Here is a 25,261-nt window from a genome sequence, read left to right as displayed (position 1 = left end):
TTTTAAGAAGAGTGCAATGGTAAGTTTTTTATAAGGGGATTTTTTATGAAGAAAGTAATGATTTTATCCATTATTTGTATTATAGCAGGAGTTTTTTTTCAATGGAATACTTAAAACATAAAGAAAAAGAAGAAAAGTTTTGGAAAACACAAGAAACAAGGGTAGAAAAATATATTCATTATAATATTAAAGATGTGAAATCTACTACGTTTACAAAACATGAGGTGAACCCGATGGGAATCCCTACTATAAAAGGATATATAAATGGTGATCAAGAATTATGGTTTGTAGCAAGTATTAGTACCACAGAGAATTTTGAAGATCATTTTGGATGTTCTGGAGAACTATACGATAACTATGTTAAAAAACCGAAAAAATCAGTATCCGAAATTGAAAAGGAAGAGAAAGAAAAGAAATAAGAATAGTCTCTGCACTACTCTTGTCTTCCCTACCCCATTTTAAGAAGAATGCAATCGTAAGTTTTTCATAAGGAGATTTCCAATGAAGAAAGTAGTTATTTTGGGCGTATCTGCTTTGTTACTCATGGCAGGAGGATTTTTTACTTTGGAATACTTAAAACATAAAGAAGAAGAGGAAAAGTTTTGGAAAGTACAAGAAACAAGAGTAGCAAAATATATTCATTATAATGTTAAAGATGTTAAATCTATTACATTTACAGAACACGAAACTAGTCCTATGGGCATACCTAGACTAAAAGGGTATATAAATAATGACCAACAATTAGATTTTGTAGCTCGTATTAGTACTACTGAAAATTTCGAAGATAAATTTGACTGTTCCGGGGAATTAGGAAACCTTATAAAAGACCCTGAAAAATCCGTATCCGAAATTGAAAAGGAAGAAAAGAAAAAAATCAAAGAGTAGTCTTTACGATTACTCTTTTGTTTTCCTATAAAAAATAAACCAAAAGTTGGTTATTTGTAATATAGTAATAACCATTTTACTATCTATAAGATAAATTTTTTTATTTTTGATAACCATATGACTATTAATTTCTTTATTTTAGTCTTATTCTTTTTCCAACCTTTATTATCTCTCATCCATCTTACGTTTTATGTATGCAGCGATTTCTATTCTCTTGTTTAGCTATGTCTCTTACATTTGCAGAAACATGAATTATTCAACCAAAGATTTATAATCACTCTTTACATTTTTTAATTCTTCTATTACATTATTTATTTTTATCGATAAATCTTTTATTTCCTCTACTGTCAATTCACCTTCTGCCTCTTGAAGATTAAACATACTTAGCCTCTTTGTTATACCTTTAACACGCCCAACAAAAACCATATGATGATTGACTGCTATTTCTCCTATGGCAATATCAACGATAACATCTTCAATCTTTCCTACATTATCAAATTCATCCGCTAGCTTTGCTATAGCATATCGATACCCTCTCTCTTCATCTAATAACTCTTCATACGCCTCCCGGATTGCATGAAATAATTCATTATACTCCCAATCTTTCATACATCCTCCCTCAAAAAAATCCCCACGCTTATGTGAAAATAATCTTTCAACACAAATATGAGGACTTCCTTATTTCATTACTATACTTTATACATTTTATTCGTTAGAATCTTCGTCTTTCAATTTATATACTCTATCTCTTTTCTCATCACTTTTGACAAAAATAAGCTTTTCTTCTTTAACAAAACCTTCTAACAGTAAGCATACTTGCCCGTATGCTTTAGGCTTATTCGTTGTGAATCTCTCATCTGATATTTTACCAGCTCGTATTAATTGTTCGCATAACTCAAGTGCACTTATTTCTTCAGAATTAATTAATTCTAAAATATCCTTTTGTAAGGGCGATAAAGGTACGGGAATCTCAGCTACCTCCACCTTTTCTCGTTTGTTTTCTTCTTCAAATAAATCTTCGAATGAAATTTGATTCATACTTCTTTTCCTTTCTAACGATTGATTTGTATAACATGAACTGAATCCTATAGCGTATGTATTATTATGTATTTACCTTTTTTCATAAATCTCAAACTCATGTACATCGTTTCATATAGTATATTTCGATTATACCAAATATACGTTCTGTTTTCTATTGTAGAATTCGTTATAATAGGAATGAAAGTAATAATGAACATTTTCTCGTTGTTAATTGTATACTCTCTGTAAAAAAATAGAAATAAAATTTATAAATTTGTATAATAACATAGTACGAGTAAAATTTTATTATAGAAAGGTTCTGGTAATATGTTAGGTATTCATGTTGAAAAAACAAAAGATGAACTAATTATTTCATGGCAATTCTCTAAAATTCATATTCCATTATGTGAAATCACTGAGGTAACGGAAGATAATACATATGCTGGTGTTGAAGAAAAAAGCGCAATCCGAATTGGAACAGCATATGGTACAACTGATCGTATTTTAATTAAGACAGTAAAACAAAATTATTTATTATTCACTACTAATAGAGTAACCATTTTAAATAAAATAAAAGCTTAATTGTTTTTCTTCCTATATTTAAGCGTTAAACACTTTCATTCTATTATAAGAAACGCTACAAAAGGTTCGTTGATTACTCCTGCTCCTAATTCGGAAGCATATGGTGAAACTATATAACACAAACACCCTAGCTCTTCGCTAGGGTGTTCTTAGTTTTATCTATAATACAGTAGTTCTACAATTCTTATTTATTTTTATGAACTCCTTGTAATTGACTAAGAACCTCATTGGCAGTCCTCTCAAATCTTTTAGGGTTATCAGCAATAATTTCATTAAGTAAATTAATTATCGTTAGTTGTATATCATGATTCATTCCTACAAGTACTTTAGCATACTCACTTCTACATAAATCACTATTTAAAATTCTTTTGTTTAGTAACATTGCCCACTCTTTTGCACTCTCAACCATTTTTGGTAAAGCTCTAGGCATCTCTGTTAGATATTTTCCCATTTCAAAATCTTCAATAAAATGAACTAGACCAAACATAACTTCTTCCTCTTGTGTTTCATCCTCAAATACTATACACAACTCTTTAATAAGCTTCTCATCATCACAATCTGCTAAGTTTTCTAATACACTGTCAAACTCTTCACATTCCGATTGATTTTTTAAAAATCTACAACTATATAATCTCTTAACCTCAGATTGATAGTCCATATAAATTTCTCCTTTTAAATGAATTGGATAATTAAATTAATATGATCATTAGTTTTCAACTTTTCTATTACATCAATATATGGCTTCCATCTCAAGTTTACATTTTTAAATATTCAGCAATTTCCACTTCTCCTCTTTCAATAGCAAATTCGTAAGCTCCCATCTCTTTCATAGTATCCCCTGTATACTTTACAGTACTATCAATACCATTCTGAACAAGATACTTTACAATATTAAGATGCCCACCATAAATCGCTGAGAATAGAGGATTTCTATTTGGGTCACTAACATCTAATATTGCACCATTATCAAATAAGTACTCTACAATACCAATTTCACCTTCACTAGCTGCATGTGCAATAGGCGCTGACTTTGGTACACCTTCATTAAGGTTAATATCCATACCAGATTCAACAAGAAATTTTATCATATCCAGTTCACCAGCTCTAGCTGCAGCATGTAGCCACGTTCCATAAGGCGTTACAAAATCAAGCAAACTTTTATCAGTAATAATGATCTCTTTCGCTTGTTCTATATCCCCTTTTTTAATGAAATCATAGATTTTTATCGCTTTTCCCTTACTTTCCATAGAATCCCCCTGCACTATTTTCATCTAGATTAAACAGTTAGACATTGACTACTATACATTTAGCTAAGTGCTGCTGAGAGAGCAGATTTAAGCATAGTATCAAAATCGCAAAAAGTTTCCATATGCTCGCCTGAAGGCTTGTCTAGTTCAACAAATTTCTTTTTGGAAACATTATAACAATACCAAGCTATATCTGAATCTCCGAAAAAAATCAGTTCATCTTCGTCTTTAATTGATTCCCATATTTCATTAGCATCAAAAAAACTATCTACCTGATTTATTGGCTTAAAATCTAAAAAACTTTGATCAATCCCATATATTATTAATCCATTAAATTCAATTCCATTAACTGTTTGTAAAAATTCATAGTACTGCTGTGGCAGGACATCTTCACCAAATTTTTCTACTACAGATTTACGAAATTTTGATAACTCCTTTTCGTTAATAGGTAAATTGAGTTTTCGATTTCGTTTCTCTCTTATTTTGGATATATGACTAATCTTCTCTCTCCACATAACTTCACCTTCTAATAAATATTCAATCCTTTTCTAGGCTAGAATTACACAAAGTAATCCTCAATAGTACGCCCCATTACAAAGATTGGTTTCAAATTGCCCATTGCTTTTGGCGTGCTATTCAAATATTTTTCGAAGCCACTCTAGCTAGTATTAACCATATGATTTATCTAGATTGATATTTTAATGAAACATATTAAAGCTATTTTCATGATCCTACACGCAAACTTTAGAGTTATTTTATAATTAAAGTATTAAATAACCTCTTTACAAATCAAATCAACTTTTTCAAAATATTGTTGTGGTTGTTTCTCACTTATTTCTTTCAAAATTTTAATAACGTCTTCTTTATTTGTAGTTTTAGCCTTCTTCAATACATTAATAAATGGAATAATAAAATCATCTGAAGCTAGAAGACTTCTATAGAATCTTTTAGCACAATATTTAGCTTGTGACAAAACAATGCTTATCCCTTCAATCAGTTTACTTAAACCATCTTCAACTCCATTTTTTTCGATTATATAAAAAATCGATTCAATTAAATCACCAACAATCGAAGGTTCATCTATTTCATCATGAAATATACTGCACAAATCAATAATTACTTTATTATCTGCCATTTGCAATATTTCATTTAAGATTTCCTCAAATAGCTCAATACTATCATCTTCATGATCCAGAAAACGTATTCTTTTTAAAATAAATATCTTTTTTTCTAATGACATTTATTTCCCTCCATACTTTGAGTAGAGTTTATTGATGAGTTTCAAAAAATTTATAGTTTAATAAAAGAATTAACTTCTAGAATACAAATCTATCTTTAGTTATTAATTCAAATAAATTGGTAATTGATTTAACCATTCTTCAAAATTATCCGCTTCCTTAGTTACACAATTCTCTTCATGAAAATAAAAATAAACTCCCGTTTGCTGGCCCTCTTTTGAATGAAGACAAAAGTAATCTCCATTACCTATACTATAAAAAGGGATTAGTTCGTTTTTCCAAAAACCTTCTTTCATTTCATAATCATAAATAAATTCAATAGTATCATTTCCGTTAGTCTTACCACTAGAAACATTTAAAATATCCCCTGGAAATACATATTCAGACATTAGTTCAATAAAGCATTTAAATTCTTTAGGAAATTGACATCCAAATTTTTTCTCCAGTTCCCTCCAATCATTATCTGAAGGGGAATCTAAATCCTCTAATTCTTTATCTAACATACTGTCTAATAAGTTTGCAATTTCATCTTTTTCCACAAACTATCCCCCCTATACTAGAAAAAAGGCTGAATTCTATTTTATTTACAAGTATTCTCTCGATTAAAGTCAAATGCTGCTTCAACGCCATTTTTCATTAATTTTTGTAATCATACATCAAGCCCATTAGTAAAATAACAATGTTTTTTTCTCAACTATTACTTGTATCTAGTTCTATACATATATTCCTTAGTAACATTTCGTTTACCAACCAGCATGTTACTAAGAAAAGACCCTCTTTTGAAAAAACGAATCAAAAGAGAGCCCTTCTTTATGACTATATTTCCTATCCACATCTTCTGTCTAAAAGACTATTTAATTATTATGCATTTCTACGTTTCATAAATAATATTGCTCCAAGAGTTAATAACAAAAGACCGGCTCCGACTGAGAACCACATAAAGGACGTATTTCCACCTGTAGCTGGTAATGTTCCAGCTTTTGATGTTTTTCCTGTTTTAGGTTGCTCTAATTGCGGCTTTTCCTGCTGCGGTTTTCCTAATTTTTCCGCTTTGAACTTCACTGTATGGCCCTCATCTTCAATATCAACGTTGATTGCTACTAAGATATCATCTTGATATAGTTTTTCAAATACTACTACTTCTTTACCTTGTAGTTTAGAAGCATTAAATGTGAAATCAAGTGTGATAGAACCATTCTTCTCTTTTGCAGTAAATTTAGATTCTACTGCTACTTCTTTACCATCAACTAGTAAAGGTTTCTTTGTTGCTTTATCCATTAGTTTACCTTTTGCTACATATTCTTTTCCTATGATTAAGTCTTTGTATTCCACTTTATCTTGAATCGTGACAGATTCGTTTGCATACATCTCTTTTCCACCATCAGCTTTATTTGTTGCTGTTGTTTTGATTGTTGGTTCTACGAATCGAACTGTTTGCCCTACATCGTTAATGTCAGATTGAACTGCCACTAAAACACCGTCTTCATATACCTCTTCATACACTACTACTTCTCTTCCTTGTAGTTCTGCACCAACGAAAGGAAAGTCTAGTGTTACAAAACCGTTCTTTTCTTTTGCTGTAAACTTAGTCTCAGCTGTTACTTCCTTTCCATCTATTAATAATGGTTTGTTCATTACTTTGTTCATTAATTTACCTTTTACAACATATTCTTTACCTACAATAAAATCTTTATATTCCACTTTATCTTGGATCGTGATGGAATCTTTTGCATGCATCTCTTTTCCACCGTCTGCTTTGTTTGTTGCTGTTGTTTTAATTGTTGGTTCTACAAATCGAACCGTTTGCCCCACATCGTTAATGTCAGATTGAATTGCCACTAAAACACCGTCTTGATATACCTCTTCAAATACTACCACTTCTCTTCCTTGCTGCTCTGCACCAACGAAAGGAAAGTCTAATGTTACAAAACCGTTCTTTTCTTTTGCTGTAAACTTAGTCTCAGCTATTACTTCCTTTCCATCAATTAATAATGGTTCGTTCGTAACTTTGTTCATTAGTTTACCTTTTACAACATATTCTTTCCCTACGATCAAATCTTTGTATTCTACTTTATCTTGAATCGTGATGGAATCTTTTGCATGCATCTCTTTTCCACCATCCGCTTTATTTGTAGCTGTTGTTTTGATTGTTGGTTCTACAAATCGAACCGTTTGCCCTACATCATTAATGTCAGCATGAGTTGCCACTAAAACACCATCTTCATATAGTTCTTCAAACACTACCACTTCTCTTCGTTGCTGCTCTGCACCAACGAAAGGAAAGTCTAATGTTACAACACCATTCGTTTCTTTTGCTGTAAACTTAGTCTCAGCTGTTACTTCTTTTCCATCAATTAATAATGGCTTGTTAATAACTTTGTTCATTAGTTTACCTTTTACAGTGTACTCTTTACCAACAACTAAGTTAGTGTACTCTACTTTGTCTTGGATCGTGATAGACTCCTTTGCATGCATCTCTTTTCCGCCATCAGCTTTGTTTGTAGCTGTTGTTTTCAATGATGGAATCTTTTCAATTTCTGCGCTAGCCTTTGGTAACATTAAGTTAAAGAAAAGAGATATGACAGAGAGTAAAGCTAGAATCCTAATTACATATTTCCTCCCCATATTTACAACCTCCTGTTTGATTTACATTACAAACATTTAAAATATTCTTACCAAAATACAATTCCATTATAAAACAAATAATTACATACTTTAACATTTTGTTTAATTTTTTTTAAATTTTGATTATAAGGTTTTACCAATAATCTGTTGTGACATAAAGCGATCAACCACTTGATGATTGTAGGTTTAAAATAAAGTAAAACTTTAGTTAGTAAGTTTTTGTTCATCCCACACCAATTATTAGCCTTTACTTACCAATCGAGCTTTTACGAGCAGCCTGACTCTCACTTCTTTACTCTAGCTGAATGTTGAGATGGAGTTTTACTACCTACAAATAGCAGGGGAAATATTGATTATACACTTGGAGAAAAGTTTCGTATTTTTTATTATTTTTATAAAAAATTTGATTATTACAGTAACTTTAGTTTACGATATTTATATCTACTAAGATTTGGAGGTTAAAAGATGATAAGAAATGAAAAAGAGTTGAAAACCCAATTGAATAAGTTAATTAGCGACCCTGATTTCTTGCGCTTACAAGAATCTTTTGAAAAAGAAAGCTTGTTTCAATTATTGGGTTTTGGACACCGCGAAACGATGCATAGTTCTTTTATCAGTTGGTTACTTTCGCCAATGTCTTCATTGAATCTAGGTACTTTCCCACTGAAGCGTTTTCTCTACTATATTAGTGAGGAAAATATATCAAGTAAGAAAACCAGTTTTAATTTTGCTTTAATCGAATCGGATCCATCACTTAAACTAGAGGAATTAGAAGTGGCAACTGAGGTAGCCGAGTCTGTAGTTATTCCAGAAACAAACCAGGAATTGCGGGCTCGATTTGATTTATATATGACAAATGATTCGATGAGAATCATTGTGGAAAATAAGGTATTGGCAAGAGAAAACAAAGACCAGACTGAAACCTATACGAAAATCTTAAAACAGATGGAGGAATCGTATCAGTATGAACTAAAGGTCTTTTTGTCTCCAGATGCCACGATAAAACCTAAATGTCCCGAATTTATTCAAATTGATTATCAAGGGCTATATGATTTTGTTATATTGCCTTGTGTGAATCACCCAAAAATTACAACAGCAAATAAAAATATTTTAGAGGAATATATCCATAATCTTCGCATGGTCTATAAAGGAGTGAATAAACCGATGGCAAGAGTAAACGATGAGTTGTGTGTAGCTATATATGATAAATATAAGGACGTATTAGATGAGATATTCGATGCAGTGAAAAATGAGACACCTGAAGAAAGAAAGGTAAAAACGTCTTCTCCGATTCGTAAATCAAACATTTCTTGGAAAGAGGTATATTCACGACTAAACGAAGACGAAAAATACCTAGAGGCTACTTATGGAGGTTCCATAACAAAAGCAGAAATCGACTTAACAAGTGGCAAAATCCTTTTTGAAGGGAAAGAATATAGTAGTCCTTCAGCTGCTGCCATTGCGGCAGTAAATTATGTTAAAGGTGATGAAAATTACACAGATCGTTACAATGGATATGCGTTATGGAGTATTGTGTATCCAAATGGAGAAAAGAAGAAGCTGTCTGTTGTACGTGATGATATCTCTTTATCTTTAGCTCAAGAGGAAGAAGATTAGAATCTTTCCTAACTATCGGAGTATTACCCGAAATTGTAAAAATGCAATAAAGTTATTTAATCTTAAAACCTAAAACGAGCATAACACCTTGCTAAACTTAGGCGTGGCTATGCTTGTTTTATTTTCAATATAAAACGCGTCACTGTACTCGTAACTATAACAATACGTGCCATTTTTTATGTCTTTAAAACTTCATCTCACCTATTTTCTCCTCAATCATTGCACGAGGTTTCCTATGATAGGACCGCTATCATGGAGTATGTATTTTCAAACACCTTATATCTATAAACCTAGTAGAGATTATTTTTGTGTATGAATATATTCTTTAATTAGTTTCAGATCACTTTCTCTCTTTTCATCAGGAGAAACTCCTAACTTTTTATACTTCCATATAAGTAATCTCTCATAATGATTATAATTATTTTCTTCCTCTAATAAAGTATAATCAAATTCAACATCAAACTTACCAGTAGAGTATAACTCAAATGTTAAATTGGTCCAAGGTTCCTGCTTATTTCTTTTAAATTCTTCCCATAACGCTCTGAAGATACTGTCAAGAATATTTAATTGACGATCAGTCTCGTCTTCATCAATCCCTTCCATATCTTCAATATCTAAATTGTATATCGGTTCCTGCTTATTTTTTGGATAGTAGAAAAATACCGTCGAATCACTATATTCATCAACTTCTGAATATACCATTACTTTTTCCCACGGTTCTGGAATAATACTGTTTAACTGTAAAACTACTTTTTGATAAATACTTTCCAAGTTCTCTGTATTCATTTACTTTCCTCCATTGATTCTACAGAAAGAATAACGTATTTTTTATTTTGAGGGTATTACTTTTTGCTATCAAACTAACTTTTTTATTAAGGCTTTGTTAAAGAACAATGCTGATAGTAGGCTATATTAATAACCTAAGTTTTCATTAAAATACTTGATACACTCTTTAACGTTCTCATGTACACCCATATTTTGATTAATAAATATTACAAATAGTTCTATTCTCTCCTCTATAATGCACTCGATAGCCTGTGGCACATATTTTTGATTTTCCATTTGATAGGCAAGACTACATAATACACACACTATATTCGTTAATAAAGCCCACATATACGATTCTTCCTCGGTTATACCTTTCAAACAACCAAATTCTACTATATCGTATCCATCCTGTGAATCAACAGTTTCGTATATATCATCAGCAGTAATTTCATTATTTGTTATCCATTCTTTACATATACCAATTACCCGTTGTCCTTCTTTATAAAAATCTTTATTCTTTACAATATCCTCATAGGTATTTAAAAGACTTTCTGCATTAATTAATAACGTATCATATTGCTCTACTAAATTCATATTGTTATTCCTCCTCTCTCTATTTATGATGTATTTAATAATAAGATTTCAGATAGGTTTTAAATATCAACATTTACCCTTAACAGAGCCTTTATTAAAGATTGAATCCATAAAAAAGGAAACCCTCACTAACTTTCTCTGCTTCTTCTGTTGTAATCCCTTCACCCTCTATTAACACTTTTTTCTCCCATGCGCCTTCATGCTCCCCATAGATGACAATTGGATTTTCTTCATGATTTTTATAGCCAAAACAGATCAAATTTCCTGAAGGATCAATTGCAAAAGGAATAACCTGATTAGGAATCGTTCCTTTATAATTTTCATAAACCTTTAATATATTCTCTATGCGTTTTTCATCATAAAAAAGTAACGAGCCAAATCACCTCACTACTTCATTTACATCAAAAGCTTCTGGTTCCGCACTTGCACCATTATTTTCAAGTACACATTCAATATAATCTTGTGGAAAATGAACACCCATTTTCCGGGCTCCCCCTAGCACATAATACCGACTAACAAGTTTTTCTTGGTTATCCCATTCTATATGACTCATCTAAGTGGTTCATACCAATTGCACTTTATCTGGAATTTGGTGTTATTTCTATTCTACAAATGAATGTTATAACCTTCATGAGTTATTAATTCAATTTAAATATATCTATTAATTTTAATTTTGATTTTGATTTTGATTTTGATTTTTTAAAGGTTATTATTTTTCACTTCCTCAAACCACTCATCAGCAAAATCATCCGCCGTTTTTATATCATCATTTGTATGGATTAAATCATACTCATATTCAGCTTTAAACTTACCACTCTTAGTATCGTATATTAATTTCATCTCAGTTGGCATATCTTTTTCGTATTCTTTGCATAACATTTCAATTCCTTCAATATCTTCACTTATAATTTGTAGAACCTGAAACATTCGTTCTGGAGATACATCATATCTTTTTTTCCCATTTTCCAATGCATCATTAACCTTGTGACACTCTACATACTTATTGTTAATGAAATAAAAGAAACTACTAGAAATCATATCTTCTTCACATGAAGCGTACACATATACTTTATCAGCTCTATTTTCAACATATTCCATGCATATAGATATCATATCAGCTTGCAATTCACTAAACCTTTCCTCAAATTCTTTCATATTACTTTTTCACTCCTTAGATTAAAATTCAAATAGCAACGTCTTGATACCCCACTTCAATTACTTTTTCATTTAGTAGACGTATTCCTAATCCATTCTCTGTATCCCACGTACAATCGAAAGTTATCCCAATATCTCGCTCTTCATGAATATCTCCATATGGAACAACAATTCCAACTAAAGTTATCATTTCAAGTAATTGATTAGTTGTTTCGATTTGTGGATAGTTTTCATTAAATCCAATATCATATCCTAATTGTTGACGTTCTTGCTTGTAATAGTCTAAAATCGCTTGTAAAAAAACTTGCTGCAATTGTTCCCAATTTTGCAATAATGAATTATAAGCAGTATATTGTTCTTCATCAAACTTACTGTCTTTTTCACCTTTCACTATCAATGCTATTTCAACTTCTTTTCCACAAAATTCAACGGTAATGTCCTTAACCCATCCATATGTATACTCAATCTCACCAAAAACTGCATCATTTATAATCATTTTTAACTCTCCCCATTTACTCTCTTGGATCCATATCGATTTCTCTAATCGTATGAAAGTTACCCTCTAACACTAACTGTTTTTTCCAGTCGTTTCTATACTCAGTATAGTACTATCAATTGCTAATTTTTCAATGAGTTTTTTCGCCTTACCGTATGGAAATCTCTCTACTAATATATAAGGAAGATTTTTTGAACCCTTTAGCAAATCTACCGCGGCAATCTCAAACCCTAATACGTTCTTTATTCTTATTAAATCTTTCAAACCTTCACTAGGAGTTTTCACTAACACTATATTACAAATATCAGATGACTTATGTATTGTTTTCTGTTCTATTTCACTTACACAACCACTATTCACCCATTTTTTAAAATCAGCGGTAATTACAGTAGCATGGCTTGGATTCATGTCCCCAGAATCAATTACTACCACCTCTTTTTCCTCTGCATGTTGAGCCATTAAAAATACATTTCCCCCACCGTCATCACCAATTGAGACATACCCCCTCGCATACTCATCTACTTCCCAAACCTCGTTCCTTTCTGCAATATGCTCCGTACCATAAATAAGTAATCCACTACCGATTGAAAAGCCATTTGTACATCTCAATAATTCCTTATATACATTAGGTAATGTAACATTCATACGATTTTCTACTGCTTGGATTTCAATATCACTCGCTGCTGACTTTTCTATCAAATCTGGAATATTAAATAGATTAATCATTTAATAATTCCTCCTAAACTATCAAGATATTTAAACGTATCGCCTGTCATCTCTCTATAATCGTTTCGCAATAGATTTCATGAAATTCATAAAGTATGTCGGTATGTAAGCCTTCATTTTTCATTTGGTAAGTAGACAATCATTTCCCCTTTCATGTACTCACCTTTCCATCCACAAGGCCATCCTCCCATTTTATACACCTTAAATACCTTTTCAGTGGGGGTTTTGTTCATCACCCACTGATTATTAGTTGAACCAATCGGGCTTTTACTGGCAGTTGATCCCCCACCTAACTTCTTTGTTTTCGCTGAATTTTGAGGTGGGGGTCTTACTGCCCGTTAATGCGGGATAAAAATTATCCACTTTTCCATTTACTAAACGATTTAGTGCACACATCTCAAGGTCTCTTTCTACTTCTTCAAGAATATTTATATGATCAATAGAAATAAAGTCTAATCAAAAACAACTCTTAATCCTAAGTTTTACGATAAATAAAAAGAAACCATTTTGAAAAAAGATTGAGCAAAATGGTTTCTTCTTCAGCAGATTTTTTGTTTCGGCTTTATAAGAATTCGAGCATTTTCTGCCTGTATTGCTCCATCATCGCGCTTGATTATTCTCTTAAAAGTGAAGAGTTGCTATTAAACTTTCTTAATATACTCATACACTTCTTTAGGTTTTATATTAAGCATGTGGGCAATCTCCGTTATTTTCTTTCCTTCTTCCTTCATCTTTTTTACTTTTATCTCCATTGTTTGCTCATATTCTTCTGCAATATCAAATAATGGACTTAATAAAGAGTGCCATATTTCAAAATCAGTAAATTTATTTCTTTCCAAAAACTCATTTAGCAATATTTCCAATTCTTTAGTTTTTATCATTCTTTTACCTTCTAACACTTGTTGCTCAGTTAGAAAATCACCTATATCTTTCATAAAATTAATAAATGATTCCATGGAATCTGCAAGAAAATCGCCACCACTCCAACTATCCATTCCGTGCATGATTGAAGATATAGGGTACCCTTCCTCATTTAAATCAATAATAATTGGATCTCCACACATAGTTTCATATGCAATAACAATCCAATTTGCATCCCAAGTATCTTCCTCATCGGTTACAAGGGAGTTTCCATCGGTGTCAATGCTGTATCCTACTTGAAATTCATCTAATTGCTCAAAAGAACATACATCAAAATTTACATACTCTCTAATTTTTTTATATTCTAAGTTCATAAGTTCTAAATTTCTCTTTATCTCTACTTTTTGATGATAAGAATTAAATTGTATCATTGTCATTTTTACTCCATCCCTATTATTACATTAAACTTCTAATCTTCATAAATTACCGATCCTATATACTTCAGATTTATACCATTCATTTCCAAATTATATAATATCCATCTTAACTGTTACTTCTTTTGGTGGTTTTTCTTTTAAAGCTGCAGCTCGTTTATTACGAATGAATAATAAAACAATATTATTGTCTCTATAAAAATAGGCTTCAAAATTTAAAGTACAACATCCTGATAACCTACCTCTGTTACTTCACCTTTCATAAGACAAAGGCCTAATCCATTTTCCATATCCCATGTACAGTCAAATATAAGTCCAATATCAAGAAAATCGATAAGATCATTATCTGGAACAAAAATTCCAACTAAAGTTATTTTTTCAAGAATTTGAGTAGCTGTTTCTATTAAAGGATAACTTTCGTTAGGCTCAACATCGTAACCAAGTTCATATCTTTTTTGTTTATAATAATCTAATATAGACTCTAAAATACTTTGTTGTAATTGTAGCCATCTTTCTATTAAAAAGTTATGTGCCGTATATTGTTCTTTCTCAAAATGACCATCATCTTCTCCCCTGACTATTAATGCCACCTTAACTTCGTTCCCAAAAAACTCAATGTTTTTATATCCAATCCAATCATAATTATTAAACTCAAGTTCGCCAAAAACTGTATCATTTATTTTCATTACATATCTCCTTTATTGTTTACTCTTTCTACCGAAGTTCGTTCCACACTATTTACGTGTACTTCCATTAAGTTATGTTTCTTGCTTTTTTATGAAGAATGGGGTATTGTCCATGTCTTTTGCTAATCTATTTTTAATTATATAATATTAGCAAATTTTGTTAACTTGAATTCATATAAAATAAGTTTATAGTATTGCATGCACGAATAAAAAAGCACTTGCTTGCCTCAAGTAGACAATCAAGTGCATTAATTTCATATGTTTTTTAAATAGCATAAATTTTGTAGGTCTTAGCTTGATCTTAATCATATCTTTCTATAAAATACTGCAGTCCAATTGTATCTAACACTCGGTCTACACTTCATATCAGACATTTTTTCATATAAATGTTCTTAGTATATTATTTTTGTAACTTTAAATTAGAAATTAACTCATCTAGACTATCCGAAAGCGCTTCAAACGAACCTCGTTCAAAACCCTCCAATTCAACCTTACCACTTACATTATCTAACACAACTATCAAACCGTTCCCTTCTACACCTATTGGAGTCTTATCAACCTTATTATGATTGTTTTTATACCCTTCTAAATTACTTTCGAAGGAATCCAATTCAATATTTGGTAATACAGGTTCTAGCCTAATATAATGATTACCAATAAATCCATCTAAATCAGCAAACCAATAAGAATTAAAATAATCATCAATTGAAGTGTGCAGTTTAATTTCAAATCTTTCCTCAATCGTCGTTAAATCATTCTTATTATTTTTTTCAATAGGTTTCCATGAAATCTCTTCTTCATCACCCATTTCACCCTGATATATAAATGAATCCACTTCTTCGTTATATGGCGTTTTAAATAAAAAATCTAACCCTTTATCAAAATATTCTTTTCTTAAATTAAAATATTTGCTCATAGCATCCTTCATTACCAAAATAATCACCTTCACTTTTCTAATAGTTCAGCATTTTTTGGTCATTTCCCCAAATTCCTGCGCTTTTCTCAGCATTATGAATCCCTCCTAAACCTGGATGTAGCTTTGAGAGTACATCCACAGTTTGACCTCCACCACCAATGTGATGATGTAATAAAGTGTCATTATATAATTCTTTTAAATCATATTGGGGGAAATGTTTTCTAAACCTAAAAATCTCTTTAAGTTTATAGACTTTGTAGCAAAATTTTAAAACCCTTTTATTCAAAACCGATAACAATCCATTCATCTACAAAATTCCAAAAGTGAACATTATATTTAGGCTGACTCTTAGCTGACCAAAAAGTAGCATTGTTATTCTTACAATTTTCATAATCTATAGCTATGTAACTCCCCATACCATTACTAAAGAATCCAAAAGATGTTTTTAAATTAACCCTTATCGGTTCTTCCAATTCATCTATAATCCCCCACTCTAAGTCATCATCCCCAAAGTAAGTTATAGCTTCTAATGGCATCAATCCCATCGATTCACTTGTGTAATCATAAAATCCATTATGAACATTTTCGTAAAAGTCCCTAATAGATTCAGGAATTTCTCTCCATGAAGATTCTAATTCCTCATTATTAAAACTATCTTTAGGATTTCTTCCTTCATAATATAAATCTTCTCCACCTTGATTTTTTATTGTATACAAGATTGAATAGGTGTCCTCACTTACCATCAGTTCAATATCCTCAAGGTATTCTGATAAGTAAGCAATAGTATTAGATAAATTATTATTCACATATTTTTTCCATATACTTAAAATTTTCTTGATTCTCTTTTCTCTATCATGTTCACTAAATACTTCCACCCATAAATCAGGAATTAAAGATGCGTTTATATTCTTAAATTCATTTGCATTAATCAATTGAATATCTTCATTATACTCTCTTAATATATCTAACTTAGAACTCATTTTTTTCCCATCCTTTTTAATATTATTTTATATTATTCTTTGTTAAAATCATCAATTTGTTTTTGCAATATTCTTTCAAGCTGTTTTTCTCTTGTAATCATCTTGCTCCTAAAGTCAGGACTAACTTCTATCTCATCTGGTGTTCCCTTTTTATAATGTGTCCATTCTTCATACGATTTAGATTGCTTTGAAGTGTTTACAGATTTACTTAATCCTGTAAAGTTTTCTGGGTTATTTAATACTTCTAACTGTTGTTTTTCTGTTAAATTACCAAAACCATCCATACTTGCAATTCTGTCCATAGACACAATATGATCTGCTTCTAGTGAACCTATAAAATTTTTTCCAGGAAGAGCTTGATCTTCCGTTTCTATCTTTTTATTGTGGCCTTTATTTACTTGTTTTCTTATTTTTGCTGTCGGTGTTTTTTTCTTAATGCTTTATATTCTTCATCTGTAATCTCTCTCTCACCGTACCTAGGAGGAATTCCACTTTCACCCGTACCCTTAACCCCACCACTCTCCAAATTCGAGATCCTACTCTGAATACTCGCCTTAGAGGCATCATGGGCTTCTTGGAATTTCCCGCTATAGTTTGTTCCAGTTCTAGCGACACTTCCATCTGGCAGTATTTCTACACCTTTAAAGTTTTGGGTTACGGAGTCCGCACCTTTTGCTACTGTATTTTCAATTATATAATATTCCCGACTTAATCTATCTAACAATCCTTAAAAATAATCTATATTGATTTTCACTTATTTATCAATCTCTACGAAAAAAGCACTCGCTACCAATCATAGGTTTTCGAGTGCTCAAATGTATATAATCCCCATCATATTTAAATCATTTTTAAGATTTGTTCCTTCACATTTTCATCAAATTTAGCTCCTTCTACCTTTGCTCCTGTCCAAACTACATTGTCAAGTTTAGCACCGGTAAAATTCGCGTCAGTAAAATCACCATTTAAAAGGGTCGCTCCCGTTAAATCTGCGTCAGTAAAATCTGCATTTCTAGCGTTTACTTCTGATAAATTAGCATCTTCTAAATATGCTTTTTCAAAGTTACCTTCTGTAAGATTCGCGTTGCTGAAATCCGTTCCCGTACAGTCGGCCTGTTTTGCATCTATTTTATATAAATTTGCTCGTCGAAAAGTAGCATGATTTAATATCGTTCCAACTAATTCTCCATATGAAAAATCAACTTCATCAAAACATGTTTCAAAACAACTACTTATATTTATCTTTGCATATTTCATATTGGCTTTAGAGAAATTAGCTTCACCAAATCTACAATCTGCAATATGTATTTCCTCTAAATTATAGCTCCTGAAATCAGCCAACTCAAAATCACAATCAAAAAAAGATGCTCTCATTAGTGAAGAAGCTCTTAAATGGACTTGTTTTGCCATGATACCCTCTGCCATCACCTCTGACAAATCTGAAAAAGTAAGATCTAAATCACTCATATATAGCCCATCTATAATTTCATCATTGTATTGAGATCTATTTAATATTTCCATGACTCTTATTCTATCATTATTTTTCTCATCCATGATTACAAATTCCTTTCATTTAACTTTCCAGATACTCCTTCCAAGCAACATTTGGAGAATAAGTTACAACCATTCGACTTTCATGAAAACTTGGCATGGCCATTACTTGAGCTGGTTCTAAGTATTTCATCACATGTAACCAACTATCAAGTAACATATCTATATCGGCTTCTAATGGATTTTGTAAAAGGTCTATACAAATCCCACCCCAATCCAGCTCTGATACGACAGCTGGGCTATTTAGTAATAATTCCTTATCAAACATGTCTAAAATATGACCACTCAAATATGTTCTAGCACCTACCCCCAAAGGACCGTTAGGAAGAAACCTTACCGGTATAGGTAAGGCAGACATATTCATCCACATATGTAACCGTTCACGTTCCGTATTCCATGGATAAGACGCTTTCCAAAAAATTTGCGACACCCCAAAACGTGGTTTTACAATTTCTGCGATTTGATCGGATAACTCAAAAAAAGCAGACCATAAACTTTTAGGTATTGATTTATGAAACTCAAACTCAAGATATGACCTATGACTCCAGTTAACTTTAAAGCTTCCTCTATAGTGCACTGCTTTATCACGATATAAGTGTACTTCTGATACTTTACGTTCCAAAATCACCTTTTCAAGAATTTCCTCACGATTATATTCTACCCGTACGGTTTCACTGTTACCCCAATGAGTAGGAGCAAATTTTTCATTCGAATCAAACACGCTCAAAAGACGAACTAGTATCTCTTCCTGATTAATCGATACTGTAGGATACATTGCAATTGTAAAATAATTAGGTTTCATTTAAATCCTCCTTAATACTAAAAAGTAAAGTTACATACTTATCTATATTTTTATCCATATACCTCCACCAGGGATATCTGGGTGCGCTTCCCACTTATGTGTTACTTTACCACTATTTGGATCAGTATAGAAAATGTCACTCTCTTTCGCTAAAGGCCCACTTGGTCTTGGATGAGGAGGAATCCCATTCAAATCGGGTTTATCACTTGATATTGTCACAATATGACTTCCATTTTTATCTTCGAGCATTTGACTGTCATTATGAATAACGTGTTCTTTGTCACTTATTTTGTGTTTGTGATCATGAACTAAATCGATTTCATCCTTAGCATTACGACCTATACTATCCGGACGCGTAAGATGCCCTTCACTGGATGTATACGTAACAACCTTGCCAGAGTTATTGTCCTCTAATGTACGATTTAGGTGTTCTCCCAAAGCTTTTCTCCCTTTTATTTCTTCTCTTCCACGCTCTTGACTTTTCCTTAAATTTTCACGCTTAACATCCCACTCTTTACGTTCTAAAGGCTCTTCTGTTTCTTCACAATGACGATTATACCTAATGTTATCTGCTTCCTTATAATCCCCTCGCGCTTTGGCTTCATCTATTTTCATTCGATAGTATTTTTCTCTTTCCGGAGTTAGCTTAATTTTGTTTGGGTTTGTCTTACTACTATCACCCGTACCCTTAACCCCACCACTCTCCAAATTCGAGATCCTACTCTGAATACTCGCCTTTGAGGCATCATGAGCTTCTTTTACGCTTTCACTGAAGTTCGTTCCACCGTATCTACCTACGCTTCCATCAAGTAATACTTCTTCACCTCTAATGAAGGCGGTTGTTTCGTCCACACCTTTTGCTACTGTATTTTCAATTATATAATACTGGTAATTTTCGTTAGCTTTAATTCATAAAAATAATTTCTTTAAATTTATAGCATACCTTTCAATAAAAAAGCACTCATTGCCTGTAGTCGACAATCAAGTGCTTTAAGTTCAAGTGTTTTCTAGGTTTATAAGTCGTTAGTCACTTTAGGTTTATACGTGCAATCATTTGATAATTACAGCATGGTACCCTGCATGTCTTGGCAAATTTCATTAATCTAATTTAAACGCAACAATTTTTCCTTCTGGATAATCACCATTCCAACCGCAAGGAAAAGCACCGAGTTGATATATCTCAAACAATTCTTCAAAAAAGGAACTACTCTTTCCGTTTATCGCTCTATTGATGGCACAATTAGTAAGGTCAGCTACAACATCGTTATAAAATATACTATATTTAAATGAGCTTTTTCTCACATTATCAGCGATAATCTCTAATAATTCTTCCAATCCTTTAGGCTTTTCATTTTCTGGCATTGCGTAATAAATACCCCAAACTTCACTCATTTCCAATTCTCTGATATCTTTCCAATTATACTCATCCTCGCCAAAAATCTCATCATAAGCTAAATGCTCTGCTTTTTTTATATCATTAATAATAACAATCTCATTGGAAATATTATTAGTAAGTTCGCTCTGGAAATTTTTCGAGAACTGAATTACCTCTTCAACTAAATTATTAAATACACCATAGTTCATTACTTATTATACCACCTTTCCCAAAGGTCAACTGTTGCCCCTCCTCCTCTTTTCCATACAGGGGTCGCAACCTCTTTGTCCATTCTTTCTATTTTGTATTGTTCCAATCCAATTTCTTTAATCCTTTTAAGTTCTTTTTCAAGATAATTACCCTTCATGTATAGTGGTAATCCCTTTGCTTGAAGTAGTCTTAACTTTTGTTGCAATTCAAAAACTTGTTTTTCTATTATAGATATATCTTGCCTAATATCTATTTCATCCAATTTTCCCCTCACAAAATTACTATAAACTGCGTGATATCCTTTATGTCTAGAAGTTACACTAACATCAGCATCTGGAACTCGAAGAAAAAATCCATTTGAGGCATCGTCCATGTCCATACCTATTTTTTGTAATACAGGATGACGTCTAAATTCCTTAGGAATAATATGTTGCGCTTCATAAGGAGTTCGTTTTGTAGTTTTAGGCAAACCCATTTCTTCAAACATATTTTTCCCCAGTTTTGTAGAACTTCCTCCTGTCACCTTTCCGGGAGTACCGGGAATAAGCCTATTAACTTCACCCGTACCCTTAACCCCACCACTCTCCAAATTCGAGATCCTACTCTGAATACTCGCCTTTGAGGCATCATGGGCTTCTTGGAATTTCCCGCTATAGTTCGTTCCAGATCTAACGACACTTCCATCTGGCAGTATTTCTACACCTTTAAAGATTGGGGATACGGAGTCCGCACCTTTTGCTAGTTTAATTTCAATTATATAATACTAGTAATTTCTGTTAGCTTTAATTCATAAAAATAATTTCTATAAATTTATAGTATACCTTTCAATTAAAAAAGCACTTGTTGCCTCAAATAGACAATTAAGTGCTTTAAGTTCATGTATTTTTAAATAGCATAAATTTGTAAGTTTTGTAGTAACAGTTTGACACCTTTTATATGTGGTAACAACTACTACGTTAAAACTTACGAGTTTGTACGAGTTCGTTAGTTTAATATACAATCCATGTGTTTATATTGGCCACCAAGTAAAATGTCATCTTACCTAAGCTCATACTTCGTTTTCTATTCTATCATTGCACGTAATACTCTATGATGGTACAACCATCATGAAGTACGTATTCTCTAACATCCCATTATTTCCCTGTATACTTCATAATATGTTTTAAACTAATTACAGCAATACTTTGTCACTCTTGTATGCAAATACTATTCTACAAATGGATGCTAAAACTTTCATGAGTTATTAATTCAATTTAAATATATCTATTACTATAAATTTTTTAAAGGTTATTATTTTTCACTTCCTCAAACCACTCATCAGCAATATGGCTAGCTGTTTTAACTTCATCATTCGTATATACTAAATCATACTTATATTGAGCTTTAAACTTGCCACTATGAACATCATATATCAATTTCATCTCAGTTGGCATGTCACGCTCATATTCTTTGCATAATTCTTCAATTTTCTCAATATCTTCACATATAATGCGCAATACCATAGACTGTCTTTTGGTAGACACATCATATCTTCCGTCTTCATCTTCCAATGCATCATTTACTTTATGACGTTCTACATACTTATTGTTAATGCAATAAAAGAAACTTCCCGAAATAATTCCTTCCTCACGCGAAGCATAAACGTACACTTTATCCGCCCTATCTTCAATATATTCCATACATATAGATATCATATCTGCTTGCAATTCACTAAATTTATCTTCAAATTCTTTCATACTACTTTTTCACTCCTTAAATCAATTTTTAATAACTCTGAAGTCCGCCTTACCATCAATCGAGTAATTAACTATAAATTCCTTCGGACGCATATCATTGCCATGATAGATTATTTCAACATCAACTGTTACTTCTTTAGGGGGTTTTGCTTTCAAAGCTGCAGCCCATTCATTTTCAATTTTCTTATACTGCTTCATATTAACATCAGATAATTGCGATACCAAATTATCAATTTTAGGTGATCCTCCAAACCTATCACCTGCCAAATGTCCTGCATGGTCTTGCCCTTTTACTTTTCCTAACGTATTTTTACTATGAGATAATCTCTTTTCTCTATCAGTTAATTTTAATTTATCTGTTTCATAAAAGTAATCATACTCTCCCGTTTTATATCTAATATTAGGCTTTAATCTATTTTTTCTTCCATTTGTAAAATGTTTTCCTTTGTCCACAAATGTTTTAACTTCACTTACAGTACTGCCGCCTTCACCCGTACCCTTAAAATCTTTATTGTTATCAGATTCTTCCTCACTACCATCAACAGAACACTATAACCGCTTGAATCATAAGATAGATATATATTTTTCACTACTTGCATGCAGGCTGAGTCTTTAAAACACATCAAGTTTACTTTTTTAACATTCTGATATTAAGAAAATGGAATGAAATTAAATAAAAAACCTTGGTTGAGTGACCAATACCCAATCAAGGTTTAATGAATTATTTTGAAAACTTCTCTACCAAAAATGTATAGAAATTTTTATATTCATTTATTCCATCTTCTTCGTCTTGCTCCCAGTCAATAACTGGACACTCATTATCGACTAATCGTGAAGTATCAAGACAATACACACCTGCTCCATAGTTCTGGATTACAACGAACTCCATTGGTAAACCGTATTCTCTCCATTCTTCAGTTTCTCTTACACAAGTTGGAACATCGAGAAGTCCACCTCCGAAAATTTCAACCCCAAAAACTCCTCCAGTTCCATATTCCTTCAAAAACCATTTGTAACTATCTGGTAACTTCACATCAAGTTTCTTCTCAATATTATTAATTTTGTTATCATCTAAAGCTCCAACAAAAAATTTTTTTGGTGCGTTCTTTATTAACTCAATAACTGTTTCTTTACTCAAAGGTACCATCCTCCCTTATATATCAAACTTCTTAACATATTCATCTGACCGCCATTTCCAGTACTGTTCCCGAAAATCATTATATTGTTTATCTAACTCTGGGTCGCTCCTGAAACTTCGTCTTTTTATTCTCTTTCTTTCTTTTCTAATTTCCACAATTTCATCTATAAATTTATTAGCCTTTAAACTTATTTTATCAAGAGGCTTAATCCTTTTAAACTTATTTTTTTCTAAAAGTCCATGCAGAATTCGATAATTTTTCCGATGTACGGTTTGAAGAATCTCTACCATTGGTCCTGGTTCTTGCTGTAATATATGATGCAAATTAATGGTCTTACCATCCTTCCCTAAAGGTGCCCATCCCATTTGTGCCCTCTCTAAATTTGAAAGACCTGTATTAGGATCAACCATCTTCCAATCAATATCATTCCTTTGGTAAACCCTTCTCCCCTGATATTCTACATGAGAATATGTTTCGCTACTAAACTTAAAACCTTTAGTTTCACCCGTACCCTTAACCCCGCCACTCTCCAAATTCGAGATCCTACTCTGAATGCTCGCCTTTGAGGAATCATGGGCTTCTTTTACGCTTTCACTGAAGTTCGTTCCACCGTATCTACGTACGCTTCCATCAAGTAATACTTCTTCACCTCTAATGAAGGCGGTTGTTTCGTCCACACCTTTTGCTACTGTATTTTCAATTATATAATACTGGTAATTTTCGTTAGCTTTAATTCATAAAAATAATTTCTTTAAATTTATAGCATACCTTTCAATTAAAAAAGCACTTGTTGCCTATCATAGACAATCAAGTGCTTTAAGTTCAAGTGTTTTCTAGGTTTATAAGTCGTTAGTCACTTTAGGTTTATACATACAATCATTTGATAATTACAGTATGGTACCCTGCATGTCTTGACAAATTTCATTAATCTAATTTAAACGCTACAATTTTTCCTTCTGGATAATCACCATTCCAACCGCAAGGAAAAGCACCGAGTTGATATATCTCAAACAATTCTTCAAAAAAGGAACTACTCTTTCCGTTTATCGCTCTATTGATGGCACAATTAGTAAGGTCAGCTACAACATCGTTATAAAATATACTATATTTAAATGAGCTTCTTCTCACATTATCAGCAATAATTTCTAATAATTCTTCCAATCCTTTAGGCTTTTCATTTTCTGGCATTGCGTAATAAATACCCCAAACTGCACTCATTTCCAATTCTCTGATATCTTTCCAATTATACTCATCCTCGCCAAAAAGCTCATCATAAGCTAAATGCTCTGCTTTTTTTATATCATTAATAATAACAATCTCATTGGAAATATTATTAGTAAGTTCGCTCTGGAATTTTTTCGAGAACTGAATTACCTCTTCAACTAAATTATTAAATTCACCATAGTTCATTACTTATTATACCACCTTTCCCAAAGGTCAACTGTTGCCCCTCCTCCTCTTTTCCATACAAGGGTCGCAACCTCTTTGTCCATTCTTTCTATTTTGTATTGTTCCAATCCAATTTCTTTAATCTTTTTAAGTTCTTTTTCAAGATAATTACCCTTCATGTATAGTGGTAATCCCTTTTCTTGAAGTAGTCTTAACTTTTGTTGCAATTCAA

Annotated in this window: 33 protein-coding genes and 6 pseudogenes; 4 read left to right on the top strand and 35 right to left on the bottom strand. The window is 32.1% G+C overall.

Annotation, left to right across the window (positions count from 1 at the left end; all coding sequences use genetic code 11):
• The first annotated feature begins 45 nt into the window (after positions 1-45).
• Positions 46-419 (top strand): annotated as a pseudogene (locus tag QEP67_RS11355) (DUF1433 domain-containing protein).
• Between the two features lie 82 nt (positions 420-501).
• On the top strand, positions 502-885 hold the full coding sequence (locus QEP67_RS11350) for a DUF1433 domain-containing protein (protein ID WP_000758183.1): 384 nt from the start codon (positions 502-504) through the stop codon (positions 883-885).
• 252 nt (positions 886-1,137) lie between these two features.
• Here the strand turns inward: QEP67_RS11350 and QEP67_RS11345 are convergent, their stop codons facing one another.
• Positions 1,138-1,494, bottom strand: a complete 357-nt coding sequence (locus QEP67_RS11345) for an Imm3 family immunity protein (RefSeq protein WP_064459891.1) — start codon at positions 1,492-1,494, stop codon at positions 1,138-1,140.
• Positions 1,495-1,590: 96 nt separating this feature from the next.
• A complete protein-coding gene (locus tag QEP67_RS11340; protein WP_016087139.1) occupies positions 1,591-1,923 on the bottom strand; it encodes a DUF3895 domain-containing protein in 333 nt (110 codons plus the stop codon).
• A gap of 309 nt (positions 1,924-2,232) precedes the next feature.
• Here QEP67_RS11340 and QEP67_RS11335 point away from each other — a divergent pair, with 309 nt between their 5' ends.
• Positions 2,233-2,487: a hypothetical protein gene (locus QEP67_RS11335; RefSeq protein ID WP_000900620.1), complete on the top strand. Its 255-nt coding sequence runs from the start codon at positions 2,233-2,235 to the stop codon at positions 2,485-2,487.
• Positions 2,488-2,671: 184 nt separating this feature from the next.
• Here QEP67_RS11335 and QEP67_RS11330 read toward each other — a convergent pair whose 3' ends face one another.
• The 6 genes from QEP67_RS11330 to QEP67_RS11305 all read right to left on the bottom strand — a co-directional run bounded on the left by QEP67_RS11330 (position 2,672) and on the right by QEP67_RS11305 (position 7,597).
• Positions 2,672-3,145: an Imm30 family immunity protein gene (locus tag QEP67_RS11330; RefSeq protein WP_000386363.1), complete on the bottom strand. Its 474-nt coding sequence runs from the start codon at positions 3,143-3,145 to the stop codon at positions 2,672-2,674.
• 97 nt (positions 3,146-3,242) lie between these two features.
• Positions 3,243-3,734, bottom strand: a complete 492-nt coding sequence (locus QEP67_RS11325; RefSeq protein ID WP_000444063.1) for an ankyrin repeat domain-containing protein — start codon at positions 3,732-3,734, stop codon at positions 3,243-3,245.
• A gap of 59 nt (positions 3,735-3,793) precedes the next feature.
• Entirely contained in the window at positions 3,794-4,249 is a 456-nt protein-coding gene (locus QEP67_RS11320; RefSeq protein ID WP_000267973.1) for a YrhA family protein, read from the bottom strand.
• A gap of 254 nt (positions 4,250-4,503) precedes the next feature.
• Positions 4,504-4,974, bottom strand: coding sequence for an Imm30 family immunity protein (locus tag QEP67_RS11315; protein WP_000051083.1), 471 nt, complete (start codon positions 4,972-4,974; stop codon positions 4,504-4,506).
• A 102-nt stretch (positions 4,975-5,076) separates the two neighbouring features.
• Positions 5,077-5,511 carry an SMI1/KNR4 family protein gene (locus tag QEP67_RS11310; RefSeq protein ID WP_000409723.1) on the bottom strand — a complete coding sequence of 145 codons (435 nt, stop codon included), beginning with the start codon at positions 5,509-5,511 and terminating at the stop codon, positions 5,077-5,079.
• A gap of 322 nt (positions 5,512-5,833) precedes the next feature.
• On the bottom strand, positions 5,834-7,597 hold the full coding sequence (locus tag QEP67_RS11305; RefSeq protein ID WP_000532979.1) for a VaFE repeat-containing surface-anchored protein: 1,764 nt from the start codon (positions 7,595-7,597) through the stop codon (positions 5,834-5,836).
• Between the two features lie 465 nt (positions 7,598-8,062).
• Between QEP67_RS11305 and QEP67_RS11300 the strand changes: the two genes are divergently transcribed.
• A complete protein-coding gene (locus QEP67_RS11300; RefSeq protein ID WP_000620679.1) occupies positions 8,063-9,214 on the top strand; it encodes a PD-(D/E)XK nuclease family protein in 1,152 nt (383 codons plus the stop codon).
• Between the two features lie 300 nt (positions 9,215-9,514).
• On the opposite strand, the gene QEP67_RS11295 is transcribed toward QEP67_RS11300, so the two are convergent.
• From QEP67_RS11295 to QEP67_RS11165, 27 genes and pseudogenes are all read right to left on the bottom strand, one after another.
• Positions 9,515-10,000, bottom strand: a complete 486-nt coding sequence (locus tag QEP67_RS11295; RefSeq protein WP_001091056.1) for an immunity protein YezG family protein — start codon at positions 9,998-10,000, stop codon at positions 9,515-9,517.
• Between the two features lie 126 nt (positions 10,001-10,126).
• The gene (locus QEP67_RS11290; protein ID WP_001054912.1) at positions 10,127-10,576 is read right to left on the bottom strand and encodes an Imm6 family immunity protein; all 450 of its coding nucleotides are present in this window, start codon (positions 10,574-10,576) and stop codon (positions 10,127-10,129) included.
• A gap of 94 nt (positions 10,577-10,670) precedes the next feature.
• A pseudogene (locus tag QEP67_RS11285) lies at positions 10,671-11,129 on the bottom strand (SMI1/KNR4 family protein).
• A gap of 146 nt (positions 11,130-11,275) precedes the next feature.
• Positions 11,276-11,731: an immunity protein YezG family protein gene (locus QEP67_RS11280; RefSeq protein WP_000657444.1), complete on the bottom strand. Its 456-nt coding sequence runs from the start codon at positions 11,729-11,731 to the stop codon at positions 11,276-11,278.
• 28 nt (positions 11,732-11,759) lie between these two features.
• Positions 11,760-12,227 carry a DUF2004 domain-containing protein gene (locus QEP67_RS11275; RefSeq protein ID WP_000586120.1) on the bottom strand — a complete coding sequence of 156 codons (468 nt, stop codon included), beginning with the start codon at positions 12,225-12,227 and terminating at the stop codon, positions 11,760-11,762.
• Positions 12,228-12,299: 72 nt separating this feature from the next.
• The gene (locus tag QEP67_RS11270; RefSeq protein WP_000609056.1) at positions 12,300-12,953 is read right to left on the bottom strand and encodes an SMI1/KNR4 family protein; all 654 of its coding nucleotides are present in this window, start codon (positions 12,951-12,953) and stop codon (positions 12,300-12,302) included.
• Between the two features lie 113 nt (positions 12,954-13,066).
• A pseudogene (locus tag QEP67_RS11265) lies at positions 13,067-13,168 on the bottom strand (cytoplasmic protein); the annotation flags it as partial.
• Positions 13,169-13,301: 133 nt separating this feature from the next.
• A pseudogene (locus QEP67_RS11260) lies at positions 13,302-13,406 on the bottom strand (cytoplasmic protein); the annotation flags it as partial.
• Positions 13,407-13,594: 188 nt separating this feature from the next.
• Complete coding sequence (locus QEP67_RS11255) at positions 13,595-14,251, bottom strand: SMI1/KNR4 family protein (protein ID WP_000177841.1); 657 nt, start codon at positions 14,249-14,251, stop codon at positions 13,595-13,597.
• A gap of 212 nt (positions 14,252-14,463) precedes the next feature.
• The gene (locus QEP67_RS11250) at positions 14,464-14,934 is read right to left on the bottom strand and encodes a DUF2004 domain-containing protein (protein ID WP_000700063.1); all 471 of its coding nucleotides are present in this window, start codon (positions 14,932-14,934) and stop codon (positions 14,464-14,466) included.
• 400 nt (positions 14,935-15,334) lie between these two features.
• Positions 15,335-15,850 carry a SecY-interacting protein Syd gene (locus QEP67_RS11245; protein WP_002108052.1) on the bottom strand — a complete coding sequence of 172 codons (516 nt, stop codon included), beginning with the start codon at positions 15,848-15,850 and terminating at the stop codon, positions 15,335-15,337.
• Positions 15,851-15,887: 37 nt separating this feature from the next.
• Positions 15,888-16,076 (bottom strand): annotated as a pseudogene (locus tag QEP67_RS11240) (hypothetical protein); the annotation flags it as partial.
• A 52-nt stretch (positions 16,077-16,128) separates the two neighbouring features.
• Positions 16,129-16,830, bottom strand: a complete 702-nt coding sequence (locus tag QEP67_RS11235) for a superoxide dismutase (RefSeq protein ID WP_000095659.1) — start codon at positions 16,828-16,830, stop codon at positions 16,129-16,131.
• Between the two features lie 32 nt (positions 16,831-16,862).
• Positions 16,863-17,132, bottom strand: a complete 270-nt coding sequence (locus QEP67_RS11230; protein WP_002108047.1) for a hypothetical protein — start codon at positions 17,130-17,132, stop codon at positions 16,863-16,865.
• A 188-nt stretch (positions 17,133-17,320) separates the two neighbouring features.
• A pseudogene (locus QEP67_RS11225) lies at positions 17,321-17,554 on the bottom strand (hypothetical protein); the annotation flags it as partial.
• A gap of 113 nt (positions 17,555-17,667) precedes the next feature.
• Positions 17,668-18,381: a pentapeptide repeat-containing protein gene (locus QEP67_RS11220; protein WP_098953619.1), complete on the bottom strand. Its 714-nt coding sequence runs from the start codon at positions 18,379-18,381 to the stop codon at positions 17,668-17,670.
• 19 nt (positions 18,382-18,400) lie between these two features.
• A complete protein-coding gene (locus QEP67_RS11215; RefSeq protein ID WP_000804111.1) occupies positions 18,401-19,180 on the bottom strand; it encodes a hypothetical protein in 780 nt (259 codons plus the stop codon).
• A gap of 42 nt (positions 19,181-19,222) precedes the next feature.
• Positions 19,223-20,032: a hypothetical protein gene (locus QEP67_RS11210; protein WP_000344621.1), complete on the bottom strand. Its 810-nt coding sequence runs from the start codon at positions 20,030-20,032 to the stop codon at positions 19,223-19,225.
• Positions 20,033-20,278: 246 nt separating this feature from the next.
• Entirely contained in the window at positions 20,279-20,764 is a 486-nt protein-coding gene (locus tag QEP67_RS11205; RefSeq protein WP_097914999.1) for a hypothetical protein, read from the bottom strand.
• Positions 20,764-21,513: an AHH domain-containing protein gene (locus QEP67_RS11200; protein WP_353706628.1), complete on the bottom strand. Its 750-nt coding sequence runs from the start codon at positions 21,511-21,513 to the stop codon at positions 20,764-20,766. Before QEP67_RS11200 ends, QEP67_RS11205 begins: the two co-directional genes overlap by 1 nt.
• A 54-nt stretch (positions 21,514-21,567) precedes the next feature.
• Entirely contained in the window at positions 21,568-21,759 is a 192-nt protein-coding gene (locus tag QEP67_RS11195; protein WP_353706627.1) for a hypothetical protein, read from the bottom strand.
• A 286-nt stretch (positions 21,760-22,045) separates the two neighbouring features.
• Positions 22,046-22,501, bottom strand: coding sequence for an immunity protein YezG family protein (locus QEP67_RS11190; RefSeq protein WP_353706585.1), 456 nt, complete (start codon positions 22,499-22,501; stop codon positions 22,046-22,048).
• A 21-nt stretch (positions 22,502-22,522) separates the two neighbouring features.
• Positions 22,523-22,954, bottom strand: coding sequence for a DNA/RNA non-specific endonuclease (locus QEP67_RS11185; protein WP_353706584.1), 432 nt, complete (start codon positions 22,952-22,954; stop codon positions 22,523-22,525).
• Positions 22,955-23,222: 268 nt separating this feature from the next.
• Positions 23,223-23,639 (bottom strand): SMI1/KNR4 family protein, encoded by a 417-nt coding sequence (locus QEP67_RS11180; RefSeq protein ID WP_064057219.1) that lies wholly within the window; start codon positions 23,637-23,639, stop codon positions 23,223-23,225.
• Between the two features lie 15 nt (positions 23,640-23,654).
• Entirely contained in the window at positions 23,655-24,317 is a 663-nt protein-coding gene (locus tag QEP67_RS11175) for an HNH/ENDO VII family nuclease (protein WP_353706583.1), read from the bottom strand.
• Positions 24,318-24,564: 247 nt separating this feature from the next.
• Entirely contained in the window at positions 24,565-25,050 is a 486-nt protein-coding gene (locus QEP67_RS11170; RefSeq protein ID WP_098705060.1) for a hypothetical protein, read from the bottom strand.
• On the bottom strand, positions 25,050-25,256 hold the full coding sequence (locus QEP67_RS11165; RefSeq protein ID WP_241033898.1) for a hypothetical protein: 207 nt from the start codon (positions 25,254-25,256) through the stop codon (positions 25,050-25,052). The genes QEP67_RS11170 and QEP67_RS11165 overlap by 1 nt, the downstream gene beginning before the upstream one ends.
• Positions 25,257-25,261 lie beyond the last annotated feature (5 nt).

The sequence above is a fragment of the Bacillus cereus group sp. MS39 genome, assembly GCF_040448665.1.
Classification (GTDB): domain Bacteria; phylum Bacillota; class Bacilli; order Bacillales; family Bacillaceae_G; genus Bacillus_A; species Bacillus_A wiedmannii.
This window is presented reverse-complemented; position numbering and strand designations above follow the sequence as displayed.

What these genes read in the sequence shown, in the direction of transcription:
- QEP67_RS11350 (WP_000758183.1), top strand. Translation starts at nt 502, where the DNA reads ATGAAGAAAGTAGTTATTTTGGGCGTATCTGCTTTGTTACTCATGGCA.
- QEP67_RS11345 (WP_064459891.1), bottom strand. Translation starts at nt 1,494, where the DNA reads ATGAAAGATTGGGAGTATAATGAATTATTTCATGCAATCCGGGAGGCG.
- QEP67_RS11340 (WP_016087139.1), bottom strand. Translation starts at nt 1,923, where the DNA reads ATGAATCAAATTTCATTCGAAGATTTATTTGAAGAAGAAAACAAACGA.
- QEP67_RS11335 (WP_000900620.1), top strand. Translation starts at nt 2,233, where the DNA reads ATGTTAGGTATTCATGTTGAAAAAACAAAAGATGAACTAATTATTTCA.
- QEP67_RS11330 (WP_000386363.1), bottom strand. Translation starts at nt 3,145, where the DNA reads ATGGACTATCAATCTGAGGTTAAGAGATTATATAGTTGTAGATTTTTA.
- QEP67_RS11325 (WP_000444063.1), bottom strand. Translation starts at nt 3,734, where the DNA reads ATGGAAAGTAAGGGAAAAGCGATAAAAATCTATGATTTCATTAAAAAA.
- QEP67_RS11320 (WP_000267973.1), bottom strand. Translation starts at nt 4,249, where the DNA reads ATGTGGAGAGAGAAGATTAGTCATATATCCAAAATAAGAGAGAAACGA.
- QEP67_RS11315 (WP_000051083.1), bottom strand. Translation starts at nt 4,974, where the DNA reads ATGTCATTAGAAAAAAAGATATTTATTTTAAAAAGAATACGTTTTCTG.
- QEP67_RS11305 (WP_000532979.1), bottom strand. Translation starts at nt 7,597, where the DNA reads ATGGGGAGGAAATATGTAATTAGGATTCTAGCTTTACTCTCTGTCATA.
- QEP67_RS11300 (WP_000620679.1), top strand. Translation starts at nt 8,063, where the DNA reads ATGATAAGAAATGAAAAAGAGTTGAAAACCCAATTGAATAAGTTAATT.
- QEP67_RS11295 (WP_001091056.1), bottom strand. Translation starts at nt 10,000, where the DNA reads ATGAATACAGAGAACTTGGAAAGTATTTATCAAAAAGTAGTTTTACAG.
- QEP67_RS11290 (WP_001054912.1), bottom strand. Translation starts at nt 10,576, where the DNA reads ATGAATTTAGTAGAGCAATATGATACGTTATTAATTAATGCAGAAAGT.
- QEP67_RS11280 (WP_000657444.1), bottom strand. Translation starts at nt 11,731, where the DNA reads ATGAAAGAATTTGAGGAAAGGTTTAGTGAATTGCAAGCTGATATGATA.
- QEP67_RS11275 (WP_000586120.1), bottom strand. Translation starts at nt 12,227, where the DNA reads ATGATTATAAATGATGCAGTTTTTGGTGAGATTGAGTATACATATGGA.
- QEP67_RS11270 (WP_000609056.1), bottom strand. Translation starts at nt 12,953, where the DNA reads ATGATTAATCTATTTAATATTCCAGATTTGATAGAAAAGTCAGCAGCG.
- QEP67_RS11255 (WP_000177841.1), bottom strand. Translation starts at nt 14,251, where the DNA reads ATGACAATGATACAATTTAATTCTTATCATCAAAAAGTAGAGATAAAG.
- QEP67_RS11250 (WP_000700063.1), bottom strand. Translation starts at nt 14,934, where the DNA reads ATGAAAATAAATGATACAGTTTTTGGCGAACTTGAGTTTAATAATTAT.
- QEP67_RS11245 (WP_002108052.1), bottom strand. Translation starts at nt 15,850, where the DNA reads ATGAGCAAATATTTTAATTTAAGAAAAGAATATTTTGATAAAGGGTTA.
- QEP67_RS11235 (WP_000095659.1), bottom strand. Translation starts at nt 16,830, where the DNA reads ATGAGTTCTAAGTTAGATATATTAAGAGAGTATAATGAAGATATTCAA.
- QEP67_RS11230 (WP_002108047.1), bottom strand. Translation starts at nt 17,132, where the DNA reads ATGGACAGAATTGCAAGTATGGATGGTTTTGGTAATTTAACAGAAAAA.
- QEP67_RS11220 (WP_098953619.1), bottom strand. Translation starts at nt 18,381, where the DNA reads ATGGATGAGAAAAATAATGATAGAATAAGAGTCATGGAAATATTAAAT.
- QEP67_RS11215 (WP_000804111.1), bottom strand. Translation starts at nt 19,180, where the DNA reads ATGAAACCTAATTATTTTACAATTGCAATGTATCCTACAGTATCGATT.
- QEP67_RS11205 (WP_097914999.1), bottom strand. Translation starts at nt 20,764, where the DNA reads ATGAACTATGGTGTATTTAATAATTTAGTTGAAGAGGTAATTCAGTTC.
- QEP67_RS11190 (WP_353706585.1), bottom strand. Translation starts at nt 22,501, where the DNA reads ATGAAAGAATTTGAAGATAAATTTAGTGAATTGCAAGCAGATATGATA.
- QEP67_RS11170 (WP_098705060.1), bottom strand. Translation starts at nt 25,050, where the DNA reads ATGAACTATGGTGAATTTAATAATTTAGTTGAAGAGGTAATTCAGTTC.